This is a genomic window from Microlunatus speluncae, from assembly GCF_009299835.1.
In the GTDB taxonomy this organism is placed as follows: Bacteria; Actinomycetota; Actinomycetes; order Propionibacteriales; family Propionibacteriaceae; genus Microlunatus; species Microlunatus speluncae.
In genome coordinates, this window is sequence record NZ_VKCZ01000005.1 from 1 (window position 1) to 21,877 (window position 21,877).

General features: G+C 69.7%; 21 protein-coding genes. 11 read left to right on the forward strand and 10 right to left on the reverse strand.

What is annotated here, in order from left to right:
• Positions 1 to 333 precede the first annotated feature (333 nt).
• Entirely contained in the window at positions 334 to 1,470 is a 1,137-nt protein-coding gene (locus FNH24_RS07720; protein WP_152361594.1) for a hypothetical protein, read from the reverse strand.
• Positions 1,467 to 1,799 carry an ArsR/SmtB family transcription factor gene (locus FNH24_RS07725; protein ID WP_152361595.1) on the reverse strand — a complete coding sequence of 111 codons (333 nt, stop codon included), beginning with the start codon at positions 1,797 to 1,799 and terminating at the stop codon, positions 1,467 to 1,469. The genes FNH24_RS07720 and FNH24_RS07725 overlap by 4 nt, the downstream gene beginning before the upstream one ends.
• Before the next feature lie 113 nt (positions 1,800 to 1,912).
• On the opposite strand from FNH24_RS07725, the gene FNH24_RS07730 reads away from it, so the two are divergent.
• Positions 1,913 to 3,172 carry a sodium:proton exchanger gene (locus FNH24_RS07730; protein WP_246186800.1) on the forward strand — a complete coding sequence of 420 codons (1,260 nt, stop codon included), beginning with the start codon at positions 1,913 to 1,915 and terminating at the stop codon, positions 3,170 to 3,172.
• On the opposite strand, the gene FNH24_RS07735 is transcribed toward FNH24_RS07730, so the two are convergent.
• Together FNH24_RS07735 and FNH24_RS07740 are read right to left on the reverse strand one after the other, a co-directional pair.
• A complete protein-coding gene (locus FNH24_RS07735; RefSeq protein WP_170304486.1) occupies positions 3,108 to 3,527 on the reverse strand; it encodes a DUF3037 domain-containing protein in 420 nt (139 codons plus the stop codon). The genes FNH24_RS07730 and FNH24_RS07735 overlap by 65 nt on opposite strands.
• A complete protein-coding gene (locus FNH24_RS07740; protein WP_152361596.1) occupies positions 3,524 to 4,282 on the reverse strand; it encodes a HipA family kinase in 759 nt (252 codons plus the stop codon). The genes FNH24_RS07735 and FNH24_RS07740 overlap by 4 nt, the downstream gene beginning before the upstream one ends.
• A 92-nt stretch (positions 4,283 to 4,374) precedes the next feature.
• On the opposite strand from FNH24_RS07740, the gene FNH24_RS07745 reads away from it, so the two are divergent.
• Positions 4,375 to 6,453: a glycoside hydrolase family 36 protein gene (locus FNH24_RS07745; protein ID WP_217428094.1), complete on the forward strand. Its 2,079-nt coding sequence runs from the start codon at positions 4,375 to 4,377 to the stop codon at positions 6,451 to 6,453.
• A gap of 1,199 nt (positions 6,454 to 7,652) precedes the next feature.
• Here FNH24_RS07745 and FNH24_RS07750 read toward each other — a convergent pair.
• The 6 genes from FNH24_RS07750 to FNH24_RS07775 form a co-directional block, all read right to left on the reverse strand.
• Complete coding sequence (locus FNH24_RS07750) at positions 7,653 to 8,123, reverse strand: hemerythrin domain-containing protein (RefSeq protein WP_152361597.1); 471 nt, start codon at positions 8,121 to 8,123, stop codon at positions 7,653 to 7,655.
• The gene (locus tag FNH24_RS07755) at positions 8,120 to 9,394 is read right to left on the reverse strand and encodes a type II toxin-antitoxin system HipA family toxin (protein ID WP_161606041.1); all 1,275 of its coding nucleotides are present in this window, start codon (positions 9,392 to 9,394) and stop codon (positions 8,120 to 8,122) included. The genes FNH24_RS07750 and FNH24_RS07755 overlap by 4 nt, the downstream gene beginning before the upstream one ends.
• Positions 9,391 to 9,669 carry a helix-turn-helix transcriptional regulator gene (locus tag FNH24_RS07760; protein ID WP_343031716.1) on the reverse strand — a complete coding sequence of 93 codons (279 nt, stop codon included), beginning with the start codon at positions 9,667 to 9,669 and terminating at the stop codon, positions 9,391 to 9,393. The genes FNH24_RS07755 and FNH24_RS07760 overlap by 4 nt, the downstream gene beginning before the upstream one ends.
• Before the next feature lie 71 nt (positions 9,670 to 9,740).
• Positions 9,741 to 10,637 carry an N-acetylglucosamine kinase gene (locus tag FNH24_RS07765; protein WP_152361599.1) on the reverse strand — a complete coding sequence of 299 codons (897 nt, stop codon included), beginning with the start codon at positions 10,635 to 10,637 and terminating at the stop codon, positions 9,741 to 9,743.
• On the reverse strand, positions 10,634 to 11,614 hold the full coding sequence (locus FNH24_RS07770; protein ID WP_152361600.1) for a Gfo/Idh/MocA family protein: 981 nt from the start codon (positions 11,612 to 11,614) through the stop codon (positions 10,634 to 10,636). Before FNH24_RS07770 ends, FNH24_RS07765 begins: the two co-directional genes overlap by 4 nt.
• A complete protein-coding gene (locus FNH24_RS07775; protein ID WP_152361601.1) occupies positions 11,611 to 12,756 on the reverse strand; it encodes a Gfo/Idh/MocA family protein in 1,146 nt (381 codons plus the stop codon). The genes FNH24_RS07770 and FNH24_RS07775 overlap by 4 nt, the downstream gene beginning before the upstream one ends.
• 144 nt (positions 12,757 to 12,900) lie before the next feature.
• Here FNH24_RS07775 and FNH24_RS07780 point away from each other — a divergent pair, with 144 nt between their 5' ends.
• The 9 genes from FNH24_RS07780 to obgE all read left to right on the forward strand — a co-directional run bounded on the left by FNH24_RS07780 (position 12,901) and on the right by obgE (position 21,861).
• Positions 12,901 to 14,115: an ROK family transcriptional regulator gene (locus FNH24_RS07780; RefSeq protein ID WP_152361602.1), complete on the forward strand. Its 1,215-nt coding sequence runs from the start codon at positions 12,901 to 12,903 to the stop codon at positions 14,113 to 14,115.
• A gap of 24 nt (positions 14,116 to 14,139) precedes the next feature.
• A complete protein-coding gene (locus tag FNH24_RS07785; RefSeq protein ID WP_217428096.1) occupies positions 14,140 to 15,465 on the forward strand; it encodes an extracellular solute-binding protein in 1,326 nt (441 codons plus the stop codon).
• Positions 15,466 to 15,476: 11 nt separating this feature from the next.
• Positions 15,477 to 16,409, forward strand: a complete 933-nt coding sequence (locus tag FNH24_RS07790) for a carbohydrate ABC transporter permease (RefSeq protein ID WP_217428097.1) — start codon at positions 15,477 to 15,479, stop codon at positions 16,407 to 16,409.
• On the forward strand, positions 16,399 to 17,226 hold the full coding sequence (locus tag FNH24_RS07795) for a carbohydrate ABC transporter permease (protein WP_152361603.1): 828 nt from the start codon (positions 16,399 to 16,401) through the stop codon (positions 17,224 to 17,226). Before FNH24_RS07790 ends, FNH24_RS07795 begins: the two co-directional genes overlap by 11 nt.
• Positions 17,227 to 17,263: 37 nt before the next feature.
• Complete coding sequence (locus tag FNH24_RS07800; protein ID WP_152361604.1) at positions 17,264 to 18,523, forward strand: Gfo/Idh/MocA family protein; 1,260 nt, start codon at positions 17,264 to 17,266, stop codon at positions 18,521 to 18,523.
• Entirely contained in the window at positions 18,520 to 19,545 is a 1,026-nt protein-coding gene (locus FNH24_RS07805; RefSeq protein ID WP_217428098.1) for an SIS domain-containing protein, read from the forward strand. Before FNH24_RS07800 ends, FNH24_RS07805 begins: the two co-directional genes overlap by 4 nt.
• 126 nt (positions 19,546 to 19,671) lie before the next feature.
• On the forward strand, positions 19,672 to 19,980 hold the full coding sequence (gene rplU, locus FNH24_RS07810) for a 50S ribosomal protein L21 (protein WP_152361606.1): 309 nt from the start codon (positions 19,672 to 19,674) through the stop codon (positions 19,978 to 19,980).
• 10 nt (positions 19,981 to 19,990) lie between these two features.
• A complete protein-coding gene (gene rpmA, locus FNH24_RS07815) occupies positions 19,991 to 20,257 on the forward strand; it encodes a 50S ribosomal protein L27 (RefSeq protein WP_152361607.1) in 267 nt (88 codons plus the stop codon).
• Between the two features lie 173 nt (positions 20,258 to 20,430).
• Positions 20,431 to 21,861 carry a GTPase ObgE gene (obgE, locus tag FNH24_RS07820; RefSeq protein ID WP_152361608.1) on the forward strand — a complete coding sequence of 477 codons (1,431 nt, stop codon included), beginning with the start codon at positions 20,431 to 20,433 and terminating at the stop codon, positions 21,859 to 21,861.
• Positions 21,862 to 21,877 lie beyond the last annotated feature (16 nt).

Sequence of the window (21,877 nt, forward strand, 5' to 3'; positions counted from 1 at the left end):
AATGAACCGATCCCGCGTCCCCACCGGAAACAACTTCACCATCGCCAACAACTCCGCTCTCGACACGAATGTTGTCTCGACCGTATGAATTTGCCCGACGATCGAGGTCGAAAAGGTCACACTCGATGAACCCGAAGCACCCCAGCGGCCGAAACAGCTCCGGCCGCCCGACCGACACCCGGCCGCGATCCGCCACTGACCGCTAACCCTGCCCGTCCTTGCTGCGTTTTTTCCTGCCGTCAGACCGAAACCCGGGAGAATGGCGCGGTCTGGTCTGCCCTTCGACAGGCTCAGGGAACGAACACGTACAGGATCGGGGAACGATCGGAAAGGTCAGCGGGCTTCGCGGAGGAGTTTCAGTTGGTCCTCGATCTCGGGGGACCGACCCTGGTCGGCGCTCGCGCTGACCACGAACCGGCCGACCTGGCTGAAGCATTCGGAGGGCTCGCGCGGGCGGTAGCCCTCGGCGCAGACGGTACGGTCCGCGGCGGTGCCCGGGCGCTCGACGACCTGGCGGTCATGCCGGTCGGGTTCGGTCAGGATCCGGTCCAGCAGGGCGGTGGCGGCCGCGACGTCACGGAAGGCGGCGACCTCGTCCCGGCCCTCGACGTACACCTGGATCCCGGGGCTCCGCAGCGCTTCGGGCACGACGGCGAGCGCGCGCGGGCCGGCGGTCGGGTCGACCACGACCTGTCGGTCGGACCAGGAGCCGTCGCTGATCACCGGGACCTCGCCGGTGCGGTCGAAGAGGGTGGCTGGGATGGCCTCGTCCTCGATCCCGGCCAGGCCGGCGACCGCCTCCGTCAACCGGGCCGCGGCGGGGTCGATCAGGCCGGCGGCCTGCTCCGCGGTGGCGCAGGACAGGGAGATCGTGATGCTGGACCGGTCGCCGAGGGCGGCGACTCCGTGCAGTGAGGTGGAGCGGCCCCGGCCGGAGGAGCAGGCGCCCTCGCGCTGGATCACCCGGACGGCCGACGCGCCGGCGAGGCTCGGCTCGGCAACCACCTGGGACCGATATTCGGGGTTCTCCGCGACGGCGCGCAGGGCGGCGTCGCGGGCGGCGGTGTCGGCGTACAGCGCGACCCGTGAGTCCGCGCGGATGGAGTTGTCGGTGGGCAGCACGACCTCGCTCTGGTACGCCGACACGGCGGCGATCAGTCCCGGTGGTCGAGGCTTCTCCTGCTCGAACAGGGTCGCGTCGTCGTCGAAGGAGTACGTGCTGTCGAAGGAGGCGTCCTCGACGCTCAACGTGGTAGCCATCCGGTCCCGGATCAGCTCGGCGGTGGCGTAGCTGATCAAGGTCGGGTCGTCGCCGACCGGCACCGGTGCGAACGGCTTGCCGGACTGCCAGGGGGTCGGGTGGATCGCCGGCCACGACCAGCGGGCCAGATCGAGGGCGACCGCGACGATCCCGATCAGGCAGAGCGCGATCACGGCGACGCCGCCGCCGATGATCAGCCGGCGCTTCACCGGCTCGGCTCCGGCGGGTCGGGAGCGAGGGTGCCGTCCGGCGCGATGTGTTCGAAGATCTGCTGCACCATGGTCAGCACGTGCGGGTCGTCGACGGTGTAGATCTGTCGCCGGCCCTGCCGCTGGGCATGGATGATCCCGGCCAGTCGCAGCTTGGTCAGGTGCTGGCTCGCGGTGGCGATCGTCACCCCCACGCGCTCGGACAGGGTGCCGACGTCGTACTCTCCCTCGGCGGCCAGGGCGACCAGATGCAGCCGGACCGGGGCCGACAGCAGGGCGAAGGTCCGGGCCGCGACCTCGAGCTGGGCATGGGTCGGGTCGGGGATCATTGCTGCATTCTGCCCCGCGATGGTCTCGAGCCGTGATGGACCTCACGCCAGTGTCGTCACAATTTGATACTTCCTCATTTGCGTAACTATCAAAGTGTTGCCAGGATGGGTGGGTGCTCAGAACCCTGCGCCCCGTGCTGATCTGCCTGGCCATCGTCGTGCCGGCACTGGTGGTACGGATCGCCGGCCTGCACCTGCCGTCCGCGCTGGGTCTGGTCGTCTTCGGCGCCGGCGTGGTGGCCGCGGCCTTCGTCCTCGCCTGGGCCGCGGAGGCGGCGCAGGTCGACATCGCCGGCGGTCTCGCGATCGCGGTGCTGGCGGTGATCGCCGTGCTGCCCGAGTACGCCGTCGACCTCTACTTCGCTTACACCGCGGGCAGCAGACCCGAGTACGTGCAGTACGCGGCCGCCAACATGACCGGGTCCAACCGACTGCTGCTCGGCCTCGGTTGGAGCGTGGTCGTGCTGGTCTCGGTGATCGTGGCGTCACGGCGCAGCGGGACCTCGGTCAAGGCCGTGCTGCTGGAGTCGCGGTATCGGCTGGAGCTCGGCTTCCTGATGATCGCGTCACTGATCGCGTTGATCATCCCGGGCACCGGACAGATCCACCTGTTCGTCGGCATCGGCCTGCTGGCCTTCTTCAGCTACTACCTGATCCGGGTGTCCCGGACCGGCGATGAGGGCGAGCCCGACCTGGTCGGCCCGGCGGCCCGGATCGGGGCGCTGCCGGCGCGGCTGCGACGGCCGCTGGTGGTGATCATGTTCCTTGGTGCCGCGGTCGCGATCATCACCTGCGCGGAGCCGTTCGCCGAGTCGCTGGTCTCCGGTGGTCGTGCGCTGGGGATGGACGAGTTCCTGCTGGTGCAGTGGCTGGCGCCGCTGTCGTCGGAGGCGCCGGAGTTCATCGTTGCGATCATGTTCGCGCTGCGCGGCAAGGCGTCGATGGCCCTCGGCACCTTGATCAGTGCCAAGGTCAACCAGTGGACGCTGCTGATCGGCAGCCTGCCGATCGCCTATCTGGTCGGCGGCGGGGGAGTGTCGTTGCAGCTGGACCAGCGGCAGGTTGAGGAGTTCCTGCTCACCGTCGCCCAGACCGTGCTCGGCATCGCCATCCTGCTCACGCTGCGCTTCCACCGCTGGGCGGCCCTGGTGCTGCTCGGACTGTTCGCGGTCCAGTTCGCCGTGCCCGGCACCGAGGGGCGGTACGCGATCGCGGCCTGCTATGCGGTGATCGCGCTGGTATTGATGATCATCCATCGCCGGCAGCTGGTGCCGACCCTGACCGCGCCGTTCCGGCGGCTGGAGTCGATCACGGGAGCGGAGCGACCAGCCGGGCCATCAGTTCGGTCAGGGTCCGCTCCGGATCATCGGTGATCCCGGCATGCACCGGTGACGGCTGCACCACGGTGCTGCGCGGCGCGGTGAGGATGCCGAATCGGTAGAGCAGCCCGTCGTTCTCCCGGGCACTGCCGACCGGCTCGACACAACGCCGGCTGATCGACTCCGCGGCCAGCCGGACGGTGTCCAGGTCGAGCTGGTGGTCCAGCGCCCGCAGCCGTACCTCATCGATCGCGACCGCCGCCGCCAGGTAGTCCCGGTCCTGGCAGTAGATGATCACGCCGATGTTGACGAACTCGCCGCGTTCGACCCGTGGCACCGCCCTGATCACGGCATAGCTGAACCCGACGATGCGCGGCCCGCCGCCGGCTTCAGCCTCGTCGGCGCTCACCGCAGCCACCGATCGGCGGCCGCGAGCCGGGCCAGCAGGTAGTCGCGGTAGGCGATCCGGGCCGCCGCCGGGTCCGGCGGTGCCGCGGGATCGGGTCGTTCCGGCTCCGGCAGCAGCCAGGCGTCCGGCACGTCGGCCAGGATCGCGTCGAGGACGGCCTCGTCGAAGCGCGCCGCGAGTTGATCATGAACCCCGCGCGGGTCGGCCCGGCCGGAGAGCACGTGATCGCCGTAGTTGTACGGCGCCTCGGCGAACGACTCGGGCCGGCCCCAGGCGTGATGGAACCGCAGGCAGGCACCATGATCGATCGCCCACAACTCGCGGTGCCAGATCAGCAGATTGGTGTTGCGCAGGCTGCGGTCGACGTTCGCGGTCCAGGCGTCCAGCCAGACCAGGGTGGAAGCGATCGCGCGGTCGACCGGGAAGCCGCGATCGAAGCCGATCGAGCCGGGCAGGAAGTCGACCGCCAGATTGGTGCCGACGCTGGCGGTGATCAACCGCTGCACCTCGTCGTCCGGCTCGGTCCGGGCGATCTCGGCCGCGACGTCGATCAGCGCCAGTTCCGGGGTCCGCAGGCCGGCCCGCCGGGCCAACCCGGCGACGATGATCTCGGCGACCAGGGCCTTGGTGCCCTGGCCGGCACCGGAGAACTTCACCACATAGGTGCCCAGGTCGTCGGCTTCCATGATCGCCGGCAACGACCCGCCCTCCCGGAGCGGAGTCAGGTACGCGGTCGCAGTGATCCGTGGCAACACCCGGCCAGAGTAGTGCCGCCACACCGCGACCGCCGATCATTTACTGAGCCACGGGCTTACCGTCTTCCCTGTGCGGCATTAGCGTGGGTGCGGTGCCTTCACTGACGCTCGGCGACGATGCCTTCCAGGTCATGATCGAGTTCGACGAGGACGGACCGCCGGCGCTGGTCGCGGTCGAACGGGCCGGGCACCGGCTGGAGCTGGCCCGGCCGCAGCGGCTGGTCGAGGTGCTGACTCTCGCCGACGGCCGACACAATCCGTCCCCCCGGCTGGTCCGGTCCACGATCGGCGCCGCCCTGCGCTGCCGCGGCCATGATCGCTCCGCCGACGGATCCGTGTTGCGGCTGGAGCTCGCCGAACCGGACGGGCTGACCGCGGAGGTCGAGCTCCGGGTCCGCCCGGGAATCGCTGCGTTGACCAGCGTGATCACCGTCCGCAACGGCCGCGCCGAGCCGGTCTGGCTGACCTCGGTGCCGTCGCTCTGCGCCGCCCTCACCGGTCGGCTGGACGGCGACGACCTGTCGGCCGACGGGCTGGAGATCCTCGCCGGCGCGTCCGACTGGCTCGGCGAGTTCCGCTGGAGCCGGGTGCCGGTGCGGCGGCTGCTGGTCGGGCTCGACTCGCCGAAGCACCAGGTCTCGGGCAAGGGGTCGTACGTCCGGCGTTCGGTCGGCAGCTGGTCGACCGGAGCCGAGCTGCCGACCGGAGGACTGGTCGACCAGGACGACCGTTGGGCCTGGCTGTGGCAGCTGGAGCACAACGGCGGCTGGCGCTGGGAGCTCGGCGATGATCAAGGCGGCATCTCGCTCGCCGCCGGCGGCCCGACCGAGATCGATCACCAGTGGGGTCAGCGATTGGCGCCGGGCGAGGAGTTCCGGACCATCCCGGTCTCAGTCGCCGTCGGCGCCGGCTTCGACGACGCGGTCGCCCAGCTGACCGGACACCGGCGGGCGGCGCGCCGTGATCATCCGGACAACCGCAACCTGACCTTGATCTTCAACGACTACATGAACACGCTGTCCGGCGATCCGACCACCGAAAAGCTGCTGCCCTTGATCGACAGCGCCGCGGCGGCCGGCGCCGAGGCCTTCTGCATCGATGCCGGTTGGTACGCCGACGACGGCAACTGGTGGGACACGGTCGGGGAGTGGCAACCTTCGACCGGGCGCTTCCCGGGCGGCTTCGCCGAGGTGATCGACCGGATCCGGGTCCGCGGCCTGATCCCCGGCCTGTGGCTCGAACCGGAGGTGATCGGGGTCAACAGCCCGATGGCCGACCGGCTGCCGGAGGCCGCATTCTTCAGCCGCCACGGGGTTCGGGTCCGCGAGGCGGGCCGCTACCACCTCGATCTGCGGCACCCGGCGGCCCGTGATCATCTCGATCGCACGGTGGACCGACTGGTCGACGGGCTCGGCATCGGCATGTTCAAGTTCGACTACAACATCGACCCCGGTCCCGGCACCGATCGCGCCGCGGACAGCGCCGGCGCAGGCCTGCTCGGCCACAACCGGGCCCACCTTTCCTGGCTGGACGGGCTGCTGCACCGACACCCCGACCTGATCATCGAGAACTGCGGCTCGGGCGCGATGCGCTGCGACTTCGCCATGCTCTCCCGGCTGCAACTCCAGTCGACCAGTGATCAACAAGACGTCGCCCGCTACGTGCCGATCGCCGCCTCGGCGCCGCTGCAGGTGCTGCCGGAACAGGCCGGCTCCTGGGCCTACCCGGCCGATTGGATGTCGCTGGAGGAGACCGCGGCCGGCCTACAGGCCGGGTTGCTCGGCCGGCTCTACCTGTCCGGCTACCTGCACCGGCTCGGCGCCGAACAGCAGGCGCTGGTGCACCGGGCCGTGGCCGTGCACAAGGAGCTTCGCGGCATGATCAACACGGCGGCGCCGAGTTGGCCGCTCGGCCTGCCCGGCTGGGACGACCCGCAGGTAGCGCTGCGGCTGACCACCCCGGACGCCTCACTGCTCACCGTCTGGCAGCGCGGCGCAGAGCCGGCCGAGTTGACGCTGCCGCTGGCCGGCCCGGCCGCGACCGCCTGCGAGTTGATCTTCCCGGCCGACCTGGAACCCTGGGCCGCCGACCTGATCGACGACGGCCGCGCCCTGCGCCTGACCACCGGCCCGGGCCCGATCGCTGCCCGCACGTTCCGGCTGACACACTGACAACCGATCCGTACCCTCGGCAGGGCTCGGAGAACCGCGATCACCGAGATCGTCCGCCGGCGTGCGTCGAGTGGACTGGTTGGTCAGCTCCCAAGCACAGATCCGCGCCCAAAGTGACCACTCGCTGAGTGGCTCGGATCCCGGCGCCGGACCGGTGGCCGGCCGCGATTCCGGTCCGACCTTGGTGCGTCTTTCCGGCCGCTAGGCGGAAACCCCAGGTGAGGCGCACCGGCCGGGCTTGCCCCCTTCGACAGGCTCAGGACATGCTTCGACGGGCTCAGGGAACGATCATGGCTGCCGGTTGAGTCTTCGGGGACTTTCTTGGCGCCAAGAGGGGTGGGTTCGGGTGCTGGTCGGCCGGGTCCGCCCGCTCGCGTTCCGCTGCGGGCGTTGAGTCGGCACGGTACGTGGCCGACCTTTGCGTCGAGTGGACTGTTTGGGCAGGTTCAGGCGAGGATCTGCGCCCAAAGTGACCACTCGCGGAGTGCATCCGATCCCAGCGCCGGACCGGTGGCCGGCCGCGATCCCGGACGACCGCTCTAACCCGGCCGTCCTTGGCGCGTCTTTCCGGCCGACAGGCCGAAACCCCCAGGAGAGGCGCACGGTCCTGGCTTGCCCCCTTCGACAGGCTCAGGACATGCTTCGACGGGCTCAGGGAACGATCATGGCTGCCGGTTGAGTCTTCGGGGACTTTCTTGGCGCCAAGAGGGGTGGGTTCGGGTGCTGGTCGGCCGGGTCCGCCCGCTCGCGTTCCGCTGCGGGCGTTGAGTCGGCACGGTACGTGGCCGACCTTTGCGTCGAGTGGACTGTTTGGGCAGGTTCAGGCGAGGATCTGCGCCCAAAGTGACCACTCGCGGAGTGCATCCGATCCCAGCGCCGGACCGGTGGCCGGCCGCGATCCCGGACGACCGCTCTAACCCGGCCGTCCTTGGCGCGTCTTTCCGGCCGACAGGCCGAAACCCCCAGGAGAGGCGCACGGTCCTGGCTTGCCCCTTCGACAGGCTCAGGACATGCTTCGACAGGCTCAGGGAACGAACAAGCGGCAGCTCCGCCCGAACAGAGAGGATCCAACACGACAGTTCCAAGATCATCGATGGATCCGGGCTGAGCCTGTCGAAGCATGTCCTGAGCCTGTCGAAGGGGGCAGACCAGTTGGTACGCCCCCGGCCCAGCCTGGCGGTCGGTGGGCCGATCATTGGTCAGTCCGCGATCGGGCCGAACAGGTCGGCGCGACCGCCGCCGTCCGTGGGGAGTGATCCCAGGGCGTCACGGAGCTGCCGCTCCTCGTAGCCGAAATGGGTCTCCATGATCGCCTCGATGCCGTCCAGGTGCCGGTGCAGCGAGGCGGCGTCGGCGTCTTCGTTCAGTTCGGCGGTCAGTGCCTTGATCAGGTGGCTGAGCATGCTGTGGTCCTGCTTCAGCTTGCTCACCACGTCGGCCAGTTCCGGCCGGTCCTTCAGCAGCAACGGGAACAGCGCCCGGTCCTCGCTGGTGTGGTGCCCGTCCAGCGCCGTACAGAATCCCCAGCAGTAGATCAGCAGGTCGCGCCCGAGCCGCTCGGCCTCGACCCCGCTGTCGATCGCCTCCCGCGCGACCTGTAGCCCGTCCCGCAGTCGCCGGTGCACCGCTTGGAGCTCGTCGTACCAGGCGGTCACTCGTTGATCATTCATGTCGCACTCCTTTGACCGAGGTCCTTGGTGACTGGCCGAAGATGATCAACGAGTCGATCCAGGAAACGAGCGCGGAGCTGATCACGCTGGGCCGACGGAGATAGCGCCGCCAACACGGAAGCAATCGCGTCGGGGAGTGCTGCAGCGAGCTGGCCTACCCGGTGCAGAAAGGGGGCGACCTCGGCCCCGGTGCGCCGCGCGAACCGCTCCCAATGATGCCGGGTGACCTGGCCGTACCTGCGTGCACCACCGATCGCCATCGCGGTCTTGCGCAGGTCCGAATCGTCGTCGATCGGGTCGTAGGGCAGCGAGCTGGCCAGGTCGTACAGCGGCGCCAGCCTGACTTGGCTGCCGGAGAGTAGCACCGCATAGTTCTTGGCGTGTCCGTCCGATGCGCCGAGCAGGTAGTTGAGCGCAACCGCTTCGACGAATCGACGATGGCTGTCGGGATCGGCGCGGCCGAGCAGCAGGTCGCTGATGGCAGAGGCCGATGGTCCACCGTCGGTTTCGTACTTCTTGGCCGCCGGCACGGAGAGCGCCTGGCACAGATCCTCCTGATGGACCCGGATGATCTTGCCGCCGCGGCTGATCCGGTCGTACCGGGTGATGATCACCGCGCCCTGGCCGTCGAATTCGAGGTAGCGGGTTGGCGCGGCAGTCACGCCGAGTGATCGGGCTGCGGACATGCAGACGTGCTCGACCAGACCCTGAGCCGCGAACCCGACGACCCCAGGCTTGATGATGTGCGTCGTCGGTACGCTGCCATGCGCCTCGTACCAGCGTCCATTCTCTTCGACGACCGCGATCTTGGCCTGGGCACCACCGAGGCTCCAACGCTCCCCGGCGACGGTCCACGAGTCGCCGTCGGTGCGAAGAGCCTGGATCCGGCGACCGAGTTGATCTTCGCTCAACGGCATCAGCTCGCCGCGGTCGGCACTGACGTCCTCCAATTCCGACTCGGGGCAGAGTTGGACCGCGCCAGGGCAGTCGCGACCCATGTGGGTCATCAGTGCAACCGGGTTTCTGTCCGAGACGCCGAATTGCTGGGCCCATCGCCGCCGCACCTCGATCCGGTCGGGGAGCAGCCCGTCCAGCCAGGGAAGGGTGCGGTCCCGCAGGTACGGTTCCGCCTGGACCGGCATCGCCAGCGACAGCGGCGTCGGATGACTAAGACTCAAATACTCGTCGTGATAGCGGAACTCGATCCGGTGGGTCTGAGTCAGGGTGCCGATCCGTTGGCCGGACAGCAGGACCGCGAGCCGGGTTGTCATGTCAACTCGTCCAGCACCTGGTCGAGATCGACTTCTCCGGGGACTTGCTCCGGGAGCGGTCGGAACTCGATCGCCACGCCGAGCGCTCGCGCGACATCGAGCACGAGGCCGAGTTCGGCGCTGTGGTGTCCATGTTCGAGCCGGACCAGCCATTGTCGGGTGACGCGGGCCTGCTGGGCCACCTCGTGCTGAGTCAGCCCGAGTCCGCGTCGGCGCGCACGCAGGGAGGTGCCGAGTTCTCGCACTGTCGTGATTGGGCCAGTCATGGATGTCATCGTACGCGGACATTCTCAAAAGTCAACGAACGCTGACTTTTTGGAATGTCAGCGATCGCGGACATGCGCCGTTACCGGTCGGGCCTGACCTCGTAGGCGAGCCGGACGGCGCCGGCCACCGGGGGTTCGCGGACCACGATCAACTCCAGCCCGAGGGCGGCCTGCAGCCGGCGGGCCAGGGCTCGTTCGAAGTCGGGCTGGCGGGCGATCACCCCGCCGCCGGCGACGACCTGATCGATCACTGCTCCCCGGGCGGTGAGCTCGCCGACCTGGCGGACGAGCTGATCGACCGCGGCCTCGATGGCAGTCCGGGCGGCGGTCGAGCCTCGCTCGGCGGCGGTGAACACGACCGGAGCCCAGGTCGCCCACTCCGCCGGCGGCAGTCGCAACAGCAGGTCCTGGACGATCTCGCGCAGTGCCGGCTGGCCGGTGTGCTTGATCAACAACTCGACCAGCACGTCGTCGGGATCGCCGGCGTCCTCGGCCGCTGCGGCCGCCCGGACCGCCTCCCGGACCAGGCCCCAGGCCGAACCATGATCACCGAACAGCCAGCCCCAGCCGCTGGCGTAGAGGGTGCGGCCGGCCCGGTCCCGGGCGAGCAGGATCGAGCCGGTGCCGAGGACCAGGTTGGCGCTGTTCGGCCGGCCTACCGCGTGTTGCAGCAACAGCGCGTCGTTGACCACGACGACCGGGATGTTGATCAAGGTCGCGACGGCGAGCTGCAGCTCGGCGCACTGATCATCGGTGTCGCAGCCGTGGGCCCCGATCCCGACGGCGGCCGGCCGCGGCCAGGCCGAGGCGCCGATCTCTTCGGCGATCAACCGGGCCTTGGCGGCGGTCGGCAGGGCGGTCCAGGTCCGGTGCGACCGGACGACGTCGCCGAGGACGCGGCCCTCCAGATCGGCGGCGCGCAGCTGGAGCTTGCTGCCGCCGGCATCGATCCCGATCAGGACGCGGGGGTCCGTCATCGACCCTCGGCCGCGGCATAGAAGTCCAGGGCGGTGGCCAGCACCGCCCGGGCCGTCCGGGCATCCGCCTCGGGCCGGATCCCGTCGCGCAGCGAACTGATCACCAGCTCCACGGTGTCGGAGCTGTCCTCGGGCAGCCGCCGGTACGACCAGGGCTCGCCGGCACCGGCCGACCCGAGCAGTCCGAGGGTGCTGTCGTAACAGAGGGACCCGTTGCTGCCGACCAGCTGGGCCCGGTTGCTGAACGCGCCCGGCGCGGCCAGCCAGGTGTCCTCGACGGTCACCACGGCACCGCTCTCCAGCGTGATCACGGCGTGGCCGTAATCCTCGACCGCCAGGTCGGGGTGGGCGATCCGGCCGGTGACACCGGTGATCGCCGCCACCGGGGAGCCGAACAGCCAGTGCATCCGGTCCAGCTGATAGACCGCGTGATCAAGCCAGCCGCCGCCGGGCACCCGGCTCGGATCGACCCACCAACCGCCGTCGGCCGGAGCATCGGTCCAGGACTTGGGCAGCGAGGAGTGCATCTCGAACGAGGCGCTGCGCAACTCGCCCAGCCGGCCGGAGCTCACCGCGTCGGACAGCTCCCGGGCCAGCGGGGAGCTGCGCCGGGCTTCGCTCGGCCAGAACAGCACCCCGGCCGCGTCCACCGCGTCGATGATCAGGTCGGCCTCGGCCAGCGTCATCGCCATGGGCTTGACGGACACGATGTGCTTCCCGGCGTCGGCCGCGGCCCGGCACAGCTCGAGGTTGCGGTCGACGCTGGCGAAGATCGCCACCACCTCGACCGCGGGATCGCCCAGCACCCGGTCCGGATCGGTGTCCACGGCGGCGCCGAGCGCGGCCTCGCGAGCATGATCGAGATCGGGATCGACCACCGCCACCAGCCGGGTGGCCGGATCGGTCGCGACCCGCCGGGCGAACGGCAGCGCCGCGTACCAGTGATCAAGTCCGATGATGCCGAAGCCGATGGTCATGGCAACTCCTGCCTGGTCGACGAGCCGTGGTCGAAGGTGGTGCCGAGCTCGACGATCCGGTTGTCCCGGGCCGAGATCTCGACGGCGAGCATGATCTCCAGGGCGTGCCGGGCATGATCGGCACCGAGCTCGTTGCGAGCCCCGCCCAGCACCACGTCGGCCAGGTGCCCGACGATGATCGCGCGGCCGACCGCGGCCCGGGTCGAGTCGGCGGCGATCGGCCGCGGCGGGTCGACCCAGCCGTCCACGCCGGGCACCAGATCGGTCTTGAACACCTCCAGCTCCGGCCCGTCGGGCACGCCGATGTTGATCACGCCGCGGCGGCCGAAGATCTCCACCCGAGGGCTGCGGCTGGCATGCAGGTTGTAGCCGCCGTCGACCACCGCATAGGCCGAGTCGCCGAAGTCCAAGAGAAACAAGGTGTTGTCGTCGGCGGTGACCTCGATCTGCAGCCCGGCGAACGGCCCGTCGCCGCGCACCGTCCGGACCGGATCGGTGATCCCGGAGAACGCGGCCACCCGGCGGGCCGGGCCGAGCACTCCGGTGATCTGGTGGATGCCGTAGACGCCCATGTCCAGCAGTGGCCCGGAGCCGCGCTGATAGAACCAGGTCGGGTCGGACGGCCAGCCGGACGGCCCGCCCCCAGGACCCTGATGCGAGCTGTGCACCCGGGCGAACGCGACCCGGCCGATCTCACCGCCGGCGACCAGCTCCCGCGCCTTGCGGAACGGCTCCCGCAGCAGGTCCGGGGGAGCGCAGACGATCTCGACCCCGTGCTGCTCGGCGAGCATGATCAACTCGTCGGCCTCGGCCAGGGTCGAGGCGATCGGCTTCTCGGTGACCAGGTGCAGGCCGTGCTCCAGCACCACCTTCGAGGTCCGGTGGTGCAGCGGGATCGGGGTCAGATTGGCCACGGCGTCGAGCCCGCCGCCGGCCACCATGTCCTCGATCGAGCGGTGCACCCGCGGGATCCCGTACTCCGCCGCGACGGCAGCCGCGCGCAGATGGTCGACGTCGGCGAGGGCGACGACCTCGACCGTGTCGGAGTAGTGATGCAGGTTCGGCAGCACCCCGTACGAGGCGACGGCGATGCCGCCCGCCCCGAGGATGCCGACCCGCAGTGGTGGACCGGAATGAACCATGGCTGCCTCCCAACAGACTCAGTCATTATTGGTCAGGGATGGCGACAGTTCCAGTCCTTCATCGAAGAATCTTGCCGCAACGCGACTCTTGCTAATAGACAAGAACCTTTGCAATACTGCTGCGAAATCGGAGGGAGAGCGGACATGGCCGTCGGTGGCACCCCCACGTGGCTCGGTGATCAGAACGCCGCGTTGGCGCTGGAGATCTTGCTCGATCACGGGCCGCAGAGCCGGTCCGGTCTGGCCAAGCTGTCCGGGCTGAGCAAGCAGACCGCGGCGCAGTTGATCACCCGGCTGGAGGAGCGCGGACTGGTCGGGCCGGTGGGGGAGAGTTCGGCGAGCCGTGGCCCGACTGCCACCGTGTACGGGGCCCGGACCGACCTCGCCTACGGCGTCGCGGTCAACATCGACCAGGTCAACGTCGAGTCGACCGTGATCGACGTGACCGGTGCCGATCATCCGGTCGCCCGGGAGCCGGCCGACCCGATGGACGGCACCCGGACCGCCGGCCGGGACGTGGCCGCCGCGGTGCTCCGGGCCTGCGAAGCGGCCAAGATCGATCTCGACAAGGTCCGTCAGGTCTGCGTCGGCCTGCCCTGCAGCGTTGACGCCCGGTCGGACGAGCTCAGCTCGGTCGAGGCGCTGCCCGGCTGGTCCCGCCGGCTGGTCCGACAGCAGGTCGGCGCCGCCCTCGGCTGCGACGTGGTGATCGACAACGATGTCAACCTGGCCGCGGTCGCCGAACGCCGGACCGGGCGGTTTGCGCCCGAGGCGATCGTCGCGGTGATCTGGATCGGGCACGGCATCGGCCTGGCGGTCGACGTCGCGGGCACCGTGATGCAGGGCGCCACCGGCGGGGCCGGCGAGATCGGCCACCTGCCCGTGCCGCGGGGCACCGCCGGCGCCACCGCGGACGACACCGACCTGGAGGACCTGATCGGCTCGTCCGCCCTGGAGCGGATGGCCCGCGAGCTCGGCGAACCGGACTACACCTTCGAGCGGGTGCTGGCCGGAGTGCCGTTGCCGTCCCGGCTGGCCGAGGGCCTCGCGCCGCGGATCGCGCTGGCGGTGCTGCCGGTGCTCGGCGTGATCGACCCCGACGAGGTCGTGCTCAGTGGTCCGGTCGCGACCGCCGGCGGCCCGCGGCTGGCCGAGCTGGTCCGCGGCAACATCCGCAATCACACCCGCTGGGATCCCAGCATCGGCATCACCCGGCTGGCCGCCGAGGTGGTGCTGGCCGGCGCCCGCGCGGTCTGCGGCCGGGAGCTCCGCCGCGACGTCCTGGCCGCGGTGCAGTCCACCGCGACCGCGGAGGACAGCTCCCGCGTGATCGCCGGGCGGCTGCGCACGATCAAGTGAATTCCCTTTGGAGGAAGGCAACCGATGAAGCTCCGGATCACCGGCATCATGATCATGATCGCCGCCCTGCTCGCCGTCACCGCCTGCTCTCCGGCGGGCGGGCCGAAACCGGCCGACCAGGCTCCCGGCCAGCTGACCGGAGAGATCTCGCTCTGGCACCACTACACCGACCGTGAGGCCGGCATCTACCAGAAGCTGGTGGACGACTTCGTCGCCGCGAACCCCGGCGTCAAGGTGACGGTCAACTCCGGTCAGGAGGATCCGAAGATCGTCCAGGTGGTCTCCACCGGCAGCGACGCCGACGTGGTGATCGTCAACCTCAACGACACGTTGGGCACCCTGTGCAAGTCGCTGACCGATCTGGATCCGTTCCTGCAACGTGATCAGATCGACCCGGCGACGGCGTACACCCCGATCTTCGGTGCCGCCACCGCGTTCGAGGGCCGGCGCTGCTCATTACCGATGACCTCCGACGTGTACGGCCTCTACTACAACCAGGAGCTCTGGTCCGCCGCCGGGCTGGCCGAGGGTGATCTGCCCAAGACGCTGACGGAGCTGGAGGTGGTCGCGCTGAAGCTGACCACCTACAACGCCGACGGTTCGATCAAGACCCTCGGCTTCAATCCGCTGTTCGGCTTCTACGAGAACGCCAGCGGATCGCTCAGCCAGGCCGCGAAGGCGAGCTGGGTCGGCCCGGACGAGCGCTCCGTGGTCGGCTCGGACCCGCAGTGGCAGAAGATCATCTCCTGGCAGAAGGCGTTCGTGGACAAGATCGGCTACGAGAAGTTGCGCACCTTCACCGCCGCCCTCGGTGACGAGTGGAGCGCCGACAACGCCTTCCACCAGGGCAAGGTGGCGCTGAACCTGGACGGGGAGTGGCGGGTCGCCTTCATCGAAGATCAGGCGCCCAAGCTCAAGTACGGCACCGCACCGTTCCCGGTGCTGGCCGACGGCGGCCCCGAGTACGGCGGCGGCTACACCTCCGGCGCGGTGATCGGGATCAATAGCAAGTCGAAGAACACCGAGGCGGCCTGGGCGCTGGTCAAGTATCTGAGCGCGACCACCGAGCCCGTCGTCGAACTGTGCAACGGTTTCAAGAACGTGCCCACCCTGCGCTCGGCGCTGGAGTCGCCGGACCTGGAGGTGCCGGAGCAATACCGGACCTTCATCGACGCCGCCTCTCATCCGGCCACCCAGACGACCCCGGTGACCACCCTCGGCGCGGCGTTCTCGCAGCCGCTGGACGACTTCTGGGACCGCTATCAACAGGGTGACGGCTCCGGCCTGCAGCCCGGGTTGCAGAAGGTGCAGGAGGACGTGAACAACGCCCTCGACCTCAAGGGTCCGTGAGGATGCTCCGGTTGATCAAGGACCGGGGCGCGATCTGGATCATGCTGCTGCCGGGACTGCTCGGCTTGATCATCTTCTTCGGCTACCCGCTCATCGCCAACGTCTACTACTCCTTCACCAGCTTCGATCTGGCCACCCCGCCGCGCTGGACCGGGCTTCGGAACTACGAGTTCCTGTTCGGCAAGGATCCCCGGATCGGCACCGCGGCGCTGAACACGCTCTGGTTCGTGCTGATCCTGGTCCCCGTCAAGATCGTTTCGGCGCTCGGAATCGGCCTGTTGCTGGTCCGGCGGCGTCGGTTCGCGGGGTTCTGGCGGACCCTGTTCTATGTGCCGTCGCTGATCCCGCCGGTGGCCGCCGTGGTCGCGTTCGTGTTCCTGTTCAATCCCGGCTCAGGGCCGATCAACACCGTGCTCCGGGTCTTCGGGATCGAGGGCCCGCTGTGGTTCTCCGACCCGGCCCTGGCCAAGCCTTCCCTGCTGCTGCTCGGCGTCTGGATGATGGGCGACCTGATGGTGATCTTCCTCGCCGCCCTGCTCGACGTACCGAAGGAGCAGTACGAGGCGGCCGCTCTGGACGGGGCCAACAGCCCGCGCCAGTTCCGGCACGTGACACTGCCGACGATCGCGCCGGTGGTGCTGTTCTCCACCGTGACCGGGATCATCTCGGCGCTGCAGTACTTCACCGAGGCCGCGGTCGCGTCCCAGGTGGCCAGCGGCAAGACCGGCATCGGTGCCACCGCCGGCGCGCTGCTCGGCTACCCGAACAACTCACTGCCCACCTACACCCAGTGGATGTACGTGCAGGGCTTCGGCTCGTTCAATCTCGGCTACGCCGCCGCGATGGCGGTGATCCTGTTCCTGGTCGCCGCACTGGCGATCGCCCTGCTGCTGCGGGGATCCGGCTCGTTCCGGCTGAGCGCGGGTGAGCACCATGCCAGCTAGCCGGATCCTGATCAAGATCGCCGAGAACGCGCTGATCATCGCGCTGGCTGTGCTGTTCGTGGTGCCGATCGGGTTCGTCGTGCTGACCTCGTTCATGGGCTCGCACCAGACCTTGACCGGTGCTCTGTGGCCCGATCCGTGGCAGGCCGAGAACTACCTCCGCGCGTTCACCGCGGCCCCGTTGGCGCAGTGGTTCGGCAACTCGTTCCTGTATGCGTTGGCGGCCACCGCGTTCATGCTGATCTCCTCGGTGCCGATGGCGTACGTGCTGGCCAAGGTGCGGTTCCGGTTCGACAACCTGATCTTCTTCGCGGTGATCATTGCCATGTTGCTGCCGCCGCAGGTGACCCAGGTGCCGATGTACGTCCTCTGGGCCGGCCTCGGCCTGACCGGCACGCTGTGGCCGCTGATCCTGCCCAACCTGTTCGGCAACGCGTTCTCGATCTTCCTGCTCCGGCAGTTCTTCCTGACCGTGCCGAACGACTATCTGGAGGCGTCCAAGATCGACGGCAACGGCGAGTGGGGGACCTTGATCAGGATCCTGGTGCCGATGGCCCGGCCCGGCATCGCCGCCGCAGCGATCTTCAGCTTCCTCTGGGCCTGGAACGACTACTACGGCCCGCTGCTCTACGCCTCGGAAAACACCGACGCCTGGCCGATCGCCTTCGGCCTGGCCACCTTCCGTGGCTCGCACTCCACCGACTGGGGCGTGATCATGGCCGTCACCACGCTGGCCGCGATCCCGGTCGTGCTGGTCTTCTTCTTCGCCCAGAGAGCCTTTGTCGAAGGCATCACGCTGACCGGAGTCAAGGGATGATGATCACCACAACCCACCGCCCTGCAAGGAGAAACCCATGACCCGTCCGTTCGGGGTCGGCCTGATCGGTGCCGGCTTCATCGCCCGCTTCCACGCCAAGTCGTTCCGGCAGGTGCGCGGCGCCGACATCGTCGCGGTCGGCTCGCGATCCCTGGACAGCGCCCGGGCCGTCGCCGACGAGGTGCACCAGCTCGGCGTCGGCAGCGATGTGCAGGCCTATGACGACATCGCGGCGCTGGTCCGCGACCCGCGGGTGGACGCGGTCTGGGTGCTCACCCCGAACGACACCCGGATCGAGGTGATCACCGCGATCTGCGCCGAGGTGACGTCGGGCCGGGCCGAGTTGCGCGGGATCGCGGTGGAGAAGCCGCTCGGCCGCAACCTGGCCGAGGCCCGCGCGGTCGCCGATGCGGTGACCGAGGCCGGGCTGCTGCACGCCTACCTGGAGAACCAGGTCTACGCACCGCGGCTGGTCCGGACCCGGGAACTGGTCTGGGCCCGCGGCGCCAAGGGATCCGGCTCGCCGTATCTGGCCCGCTGCGCGGAGGAGCACTCCGGGCCGCACTCGGCCTGGTTCTGGGATTCGGAGGCGCAGGGCGGCGGCGCGCTGAACGACATGATGTGCCACTCACTGGAGGCCGGCCGGTTTCTGCTCACCCCGCCGGGCACCGACCCGGACGAGTGGCTGACGCCGGTGTCGGTGACCGCGACCATCGCGTCGCTGCGCTGGGGTCGCGATCACTACGCGTCGATCCTGGAGCAGCGCTTCCCGGGGGTGCAGGACTATCGGGTCACTCCGTCGGAGGACTACGCCAGCGCGACGTACACCTTCCGTAACGGCGACGGTGAACCGGTGATCGTCGAGGCGACCACGTCCTGGAGTTACACCGGGGCCGGGATGCGGCTCTCGTACGAGCTGCTCGGCCCGGAGTATTCGATGAACACCCACTCGCTGAACGGCGATGCCGAACTGTTCTTCTCCCGTGACCTGCCGCAGCAGGCGGGGGAGGACCTGCTGGAGAAGCAGCTGGCCGAGCAGGGCGTGATGCCGGTGATCGCCGACGAGCCGCACGCCTACGGGTACGTCGCCGAGAACACCGAGGTGACTGCCGCCTTCGCCGCCGGCCGGCAACCGCTGGAATCGCTGCGCAGCGGGGTCAGCGTGACCGAACTGTTGATGGCCGCCTACTACGCCGCCGAGCACGCTGTGGTGGTCAAGTTCCCGATCGACCTGTCCGACTACGTGCCCGCGGTGGCGCGCCGCGAGTGGCGGCCGCGGGCGGAGGGCAACCGGTGACCTGCTACGGCTTCGACGCCGGTCGGCAAGATCAACTTCTCGCGTTGGCCGCACTGACCGACACACTGCCGGCCCGGCTCGCCGAGTTGGACCCGGGCGGCTGGCGGAGCATCGTGCTGGCCGGGATCGGCGCCAGCCATGCCGCCCTGGCCTCGCCGCTCCATCAGTTGCGAGCTGCCGGTCGGGCCGCCTGGCGGACCGACTGCGCCGACCTGCCGGCGGTCGGCCGGCCGGCGCCGGACGTGCTGATCGCGATCTCGCAGAGCGGCCGCAGCACCGAGACGGTCGACGTGGTCGGCCGTTACGCCGCCGCGGGCGTGCCGACGGTGGCGATCACCAACGCCGACGACAGTCCGCTGGGCCGGGTGGCCGGCCGGGCGGTCACCCTCGGCGACCGGCCGGACAGCCGGGTCTCGACCGTCGGCTTCATGATCACCTGCGCCGCGTTGGGGCAGCTCACGGACCTGATCGCGGTGGGCGAGGTCTCGCCGACTTGGGCCGAGTTGCCCGAACTGATCTCGGCCACGACCCAGACCGCGGGTCCGGTCCTGGACGCCTTCGCCGAGGCATTGGCCGATGGTGCCCTGGATGTGGTGGCGGAGGCGGCCCAGGGGACCACCGCCGAGGCGGTCACGCTGCTGTTCCGGGAGGGTCCGCTGATCCCGGCCAGCGCGTACGGCACTCGGAGCTACTTGCACGGACCGATGGACGTCGCCGGAGACCGTACCGGCTCGGGCACCCGGCACGTGCTGATCGGCGGCGTCCGGGAGGCCGGCCTGGCCGCCGAGCTGGCGGCCGGGCGCAGCGGCGAGGTGCCGGTGCTGCTGCTGGCCGAAGCGGGGATCGAGGCCCCGGCCGGAGTGGCCGTGATCCGGCTGCCGGGCGGACTGACGCCGACCCAGCGAGCACTGGTCGAGGTGGGTGTTCTGCAGGGTCTGGTGGCCCGCGCGGCCACCGTCCGCGGCAACCCCGTTGACGACTCCGTCTTCGTCCGGCAGGACACCAAGCTGTCCCCGGTTTGACCCCCCTTCGGCCAGCCGAGTATCTTTGACCCTCGGTGCGTTCCCGCCATCCGTTGGCTCGCGCACGTTCGGCATCGGCGGACCCGGCGCCATCCCCATCAAGGCTTCAACGAGAGTAGGTCAGGCGTGTACGCGATCGTGCGCAGCGGCGGCCGCCAGCACAAGGTTGCTGTTGGCGACGTCCTCGAAATCGACCGGATCAGCGACGAGGCCGGCGCCAGCGTGCAGCTGCAGCCCGTGCTGCTGGTCGACGGCGAGGCCGTCACGTCGGACAAGTCGGCTCTCGAGTCCGCCTCGGTCACCGCCGAGGTGCTGGCCGAGACCAAGGGCCCGAAGATCCGCATCCTGAAGTTCAAAAACAAGACCGGTTACCGCAAGCGCCAGGGACATCGGCAGCGGTACACCCAGGTCAAGGTCACGGGCATCGAGAGCTGAGGTAGCAGATATGGCACACAAGAAGGGCGCATCCTCGACCCGCAACGGTCGCGACTCCAACGCCCAGCGCCTCGGCGTGAAGCGGTTCGGCGGCCAGCTGGTCGGTGCCGGCGAGATCATCGTCCGGCAGCGCGGCACCCACTTCCACCCGGGCGACGGCGTCGGTCGCGGCAGCGACGACACCCTGTTCGCGCTGGTCCCGGGGACGGTCGAGTTCGGCACCCGCCGCGGCCGTCGCGTGATCAACATCGCTCCGGCCGAGAAGATCTCGGCCTGACACTGGCGCAGCACGCGCCAACCCAGGGTGGCCGGGGACACACTCCCCGCGCCACCCTTTCTTTTTTCGCCGAGACGGCACGAATGCACCGGTTTTTGCGGTGGGTCGGTGCACAAGTGACGTCTCGACCCAACGGCCCGGGCCGGCTCCCGGCGTGATGGAGGAGGCCCGAGATGGCGATTCCGAGCTTCGTCGACCGGGTCACCCTGCACGTGTACGGCGGCAAGGGCGGCAATGGCTGCGCCTCGGTGCACCGGGAGAAGTTCAAGCCGCTCGGCGGGCCGGACGGCGGCAACGGCGGGGGCGGCGGCTCGGTCATCCTGCGCGTCGACACCAACCTGACCACCCTGGTCGACTACTACCGCGAATCCCACCGCAAGGCCGACAACGGCGTGCCCGGGCGCGGTGACCACGCCAACGGCGCCACCGGCGCCGACGTGGTGCTCCCGGTCCCGGCCGGCACCCTGGTCACCGACGCCGACTCCGGTGAGGTGCTGGCCGACCTGACCGGCGAGGGTACCGAGATCGTCGTTGCCACCGGCGGTCGCGGCGGGCTCGGCAACGCCGCCCTGGCCTCGGCCGCCCGCAAGGCCCCCGGCTTCGCCCTGCTCGGCGAGGACGGCGAGACCCGGACGATCACGCTCGAGCTCAAGCTGGTCGCCGACATCGGCCTGGTCGGCTTCCCCAGTGCGGGCAAGTCGTCCCTGATCGCGGCGATCTCCCGGGCCCGGCCCAAGATCGCCGACTACCCGTTCACCACCCTGGTGCCGAATCTCGGCGTCATCGTCGCCGGCGACATCACCTACACCGTGGCCGATGTGCCCGGCCTGATCGAGGGTGCCAGCGAGGGCCGCGGCCTCGGACTGGAGTTCCTGCGGCACATCGAGCGGTGCGCGGCGCTGGTGCACGTGATCGACTGCGCCACCTTCGAGCCCGGCCGGGATCCGCTGACCGACCTGGACGTGATCGAAGGCGAGCTGAGCGCGCACGGCGGTCTGGCCGACCGGCCCCGGATGGTGGCCCTGAACAAGATCGACATCCCCGACGCGGCCGAGCTGGCCGATCTGGTCACGGCCGACCTGGAGGCCCGCGGCTTGCGGGTGTTCCGGGTGTCGACGAAGAGTGGCGCCGGGTTGCGGGAGCTGACGTACGCGATGGCGGAGCTGGCCAAGCAGCGGGCGGCCGCACCGGAACCGGCGCCGGCCCGGCCGGTGCTTCGGCCGAAGCCGGTCGGCGGCGGCGACTTCACCATCAAGCGCGAAAGTGAGCTGTGGCGGGTCCGCGGCGAGAAGCCCGAGCGCTGGATCCGGCAGACCGACTTCGGCAACGCCGAGGCCGTGGGCTATCTGGCCGACCGGCTCAACCGGCTCGGCATCGAGACCAAGCTGCTCGAGCTCGGCGCCGTGCCGGGCGAGGGTGTAGCGATCGGCGGGGACAACGCGGTCGTGTTCGACTTCGCCCCCGGCATCGACGCGGGCGCGGAGATCCTCAGCCGTCGTGGTGAGGATCACCGGCTGGAAGAAGAGCGGCCGGCCGCACGCCGTCGCCGGGCCAAGGATGAGGAATACCACCGGACCAAGTCCGAGGAGGAGGAAGTCCGGTGACCGGCTCGCCGGCCGA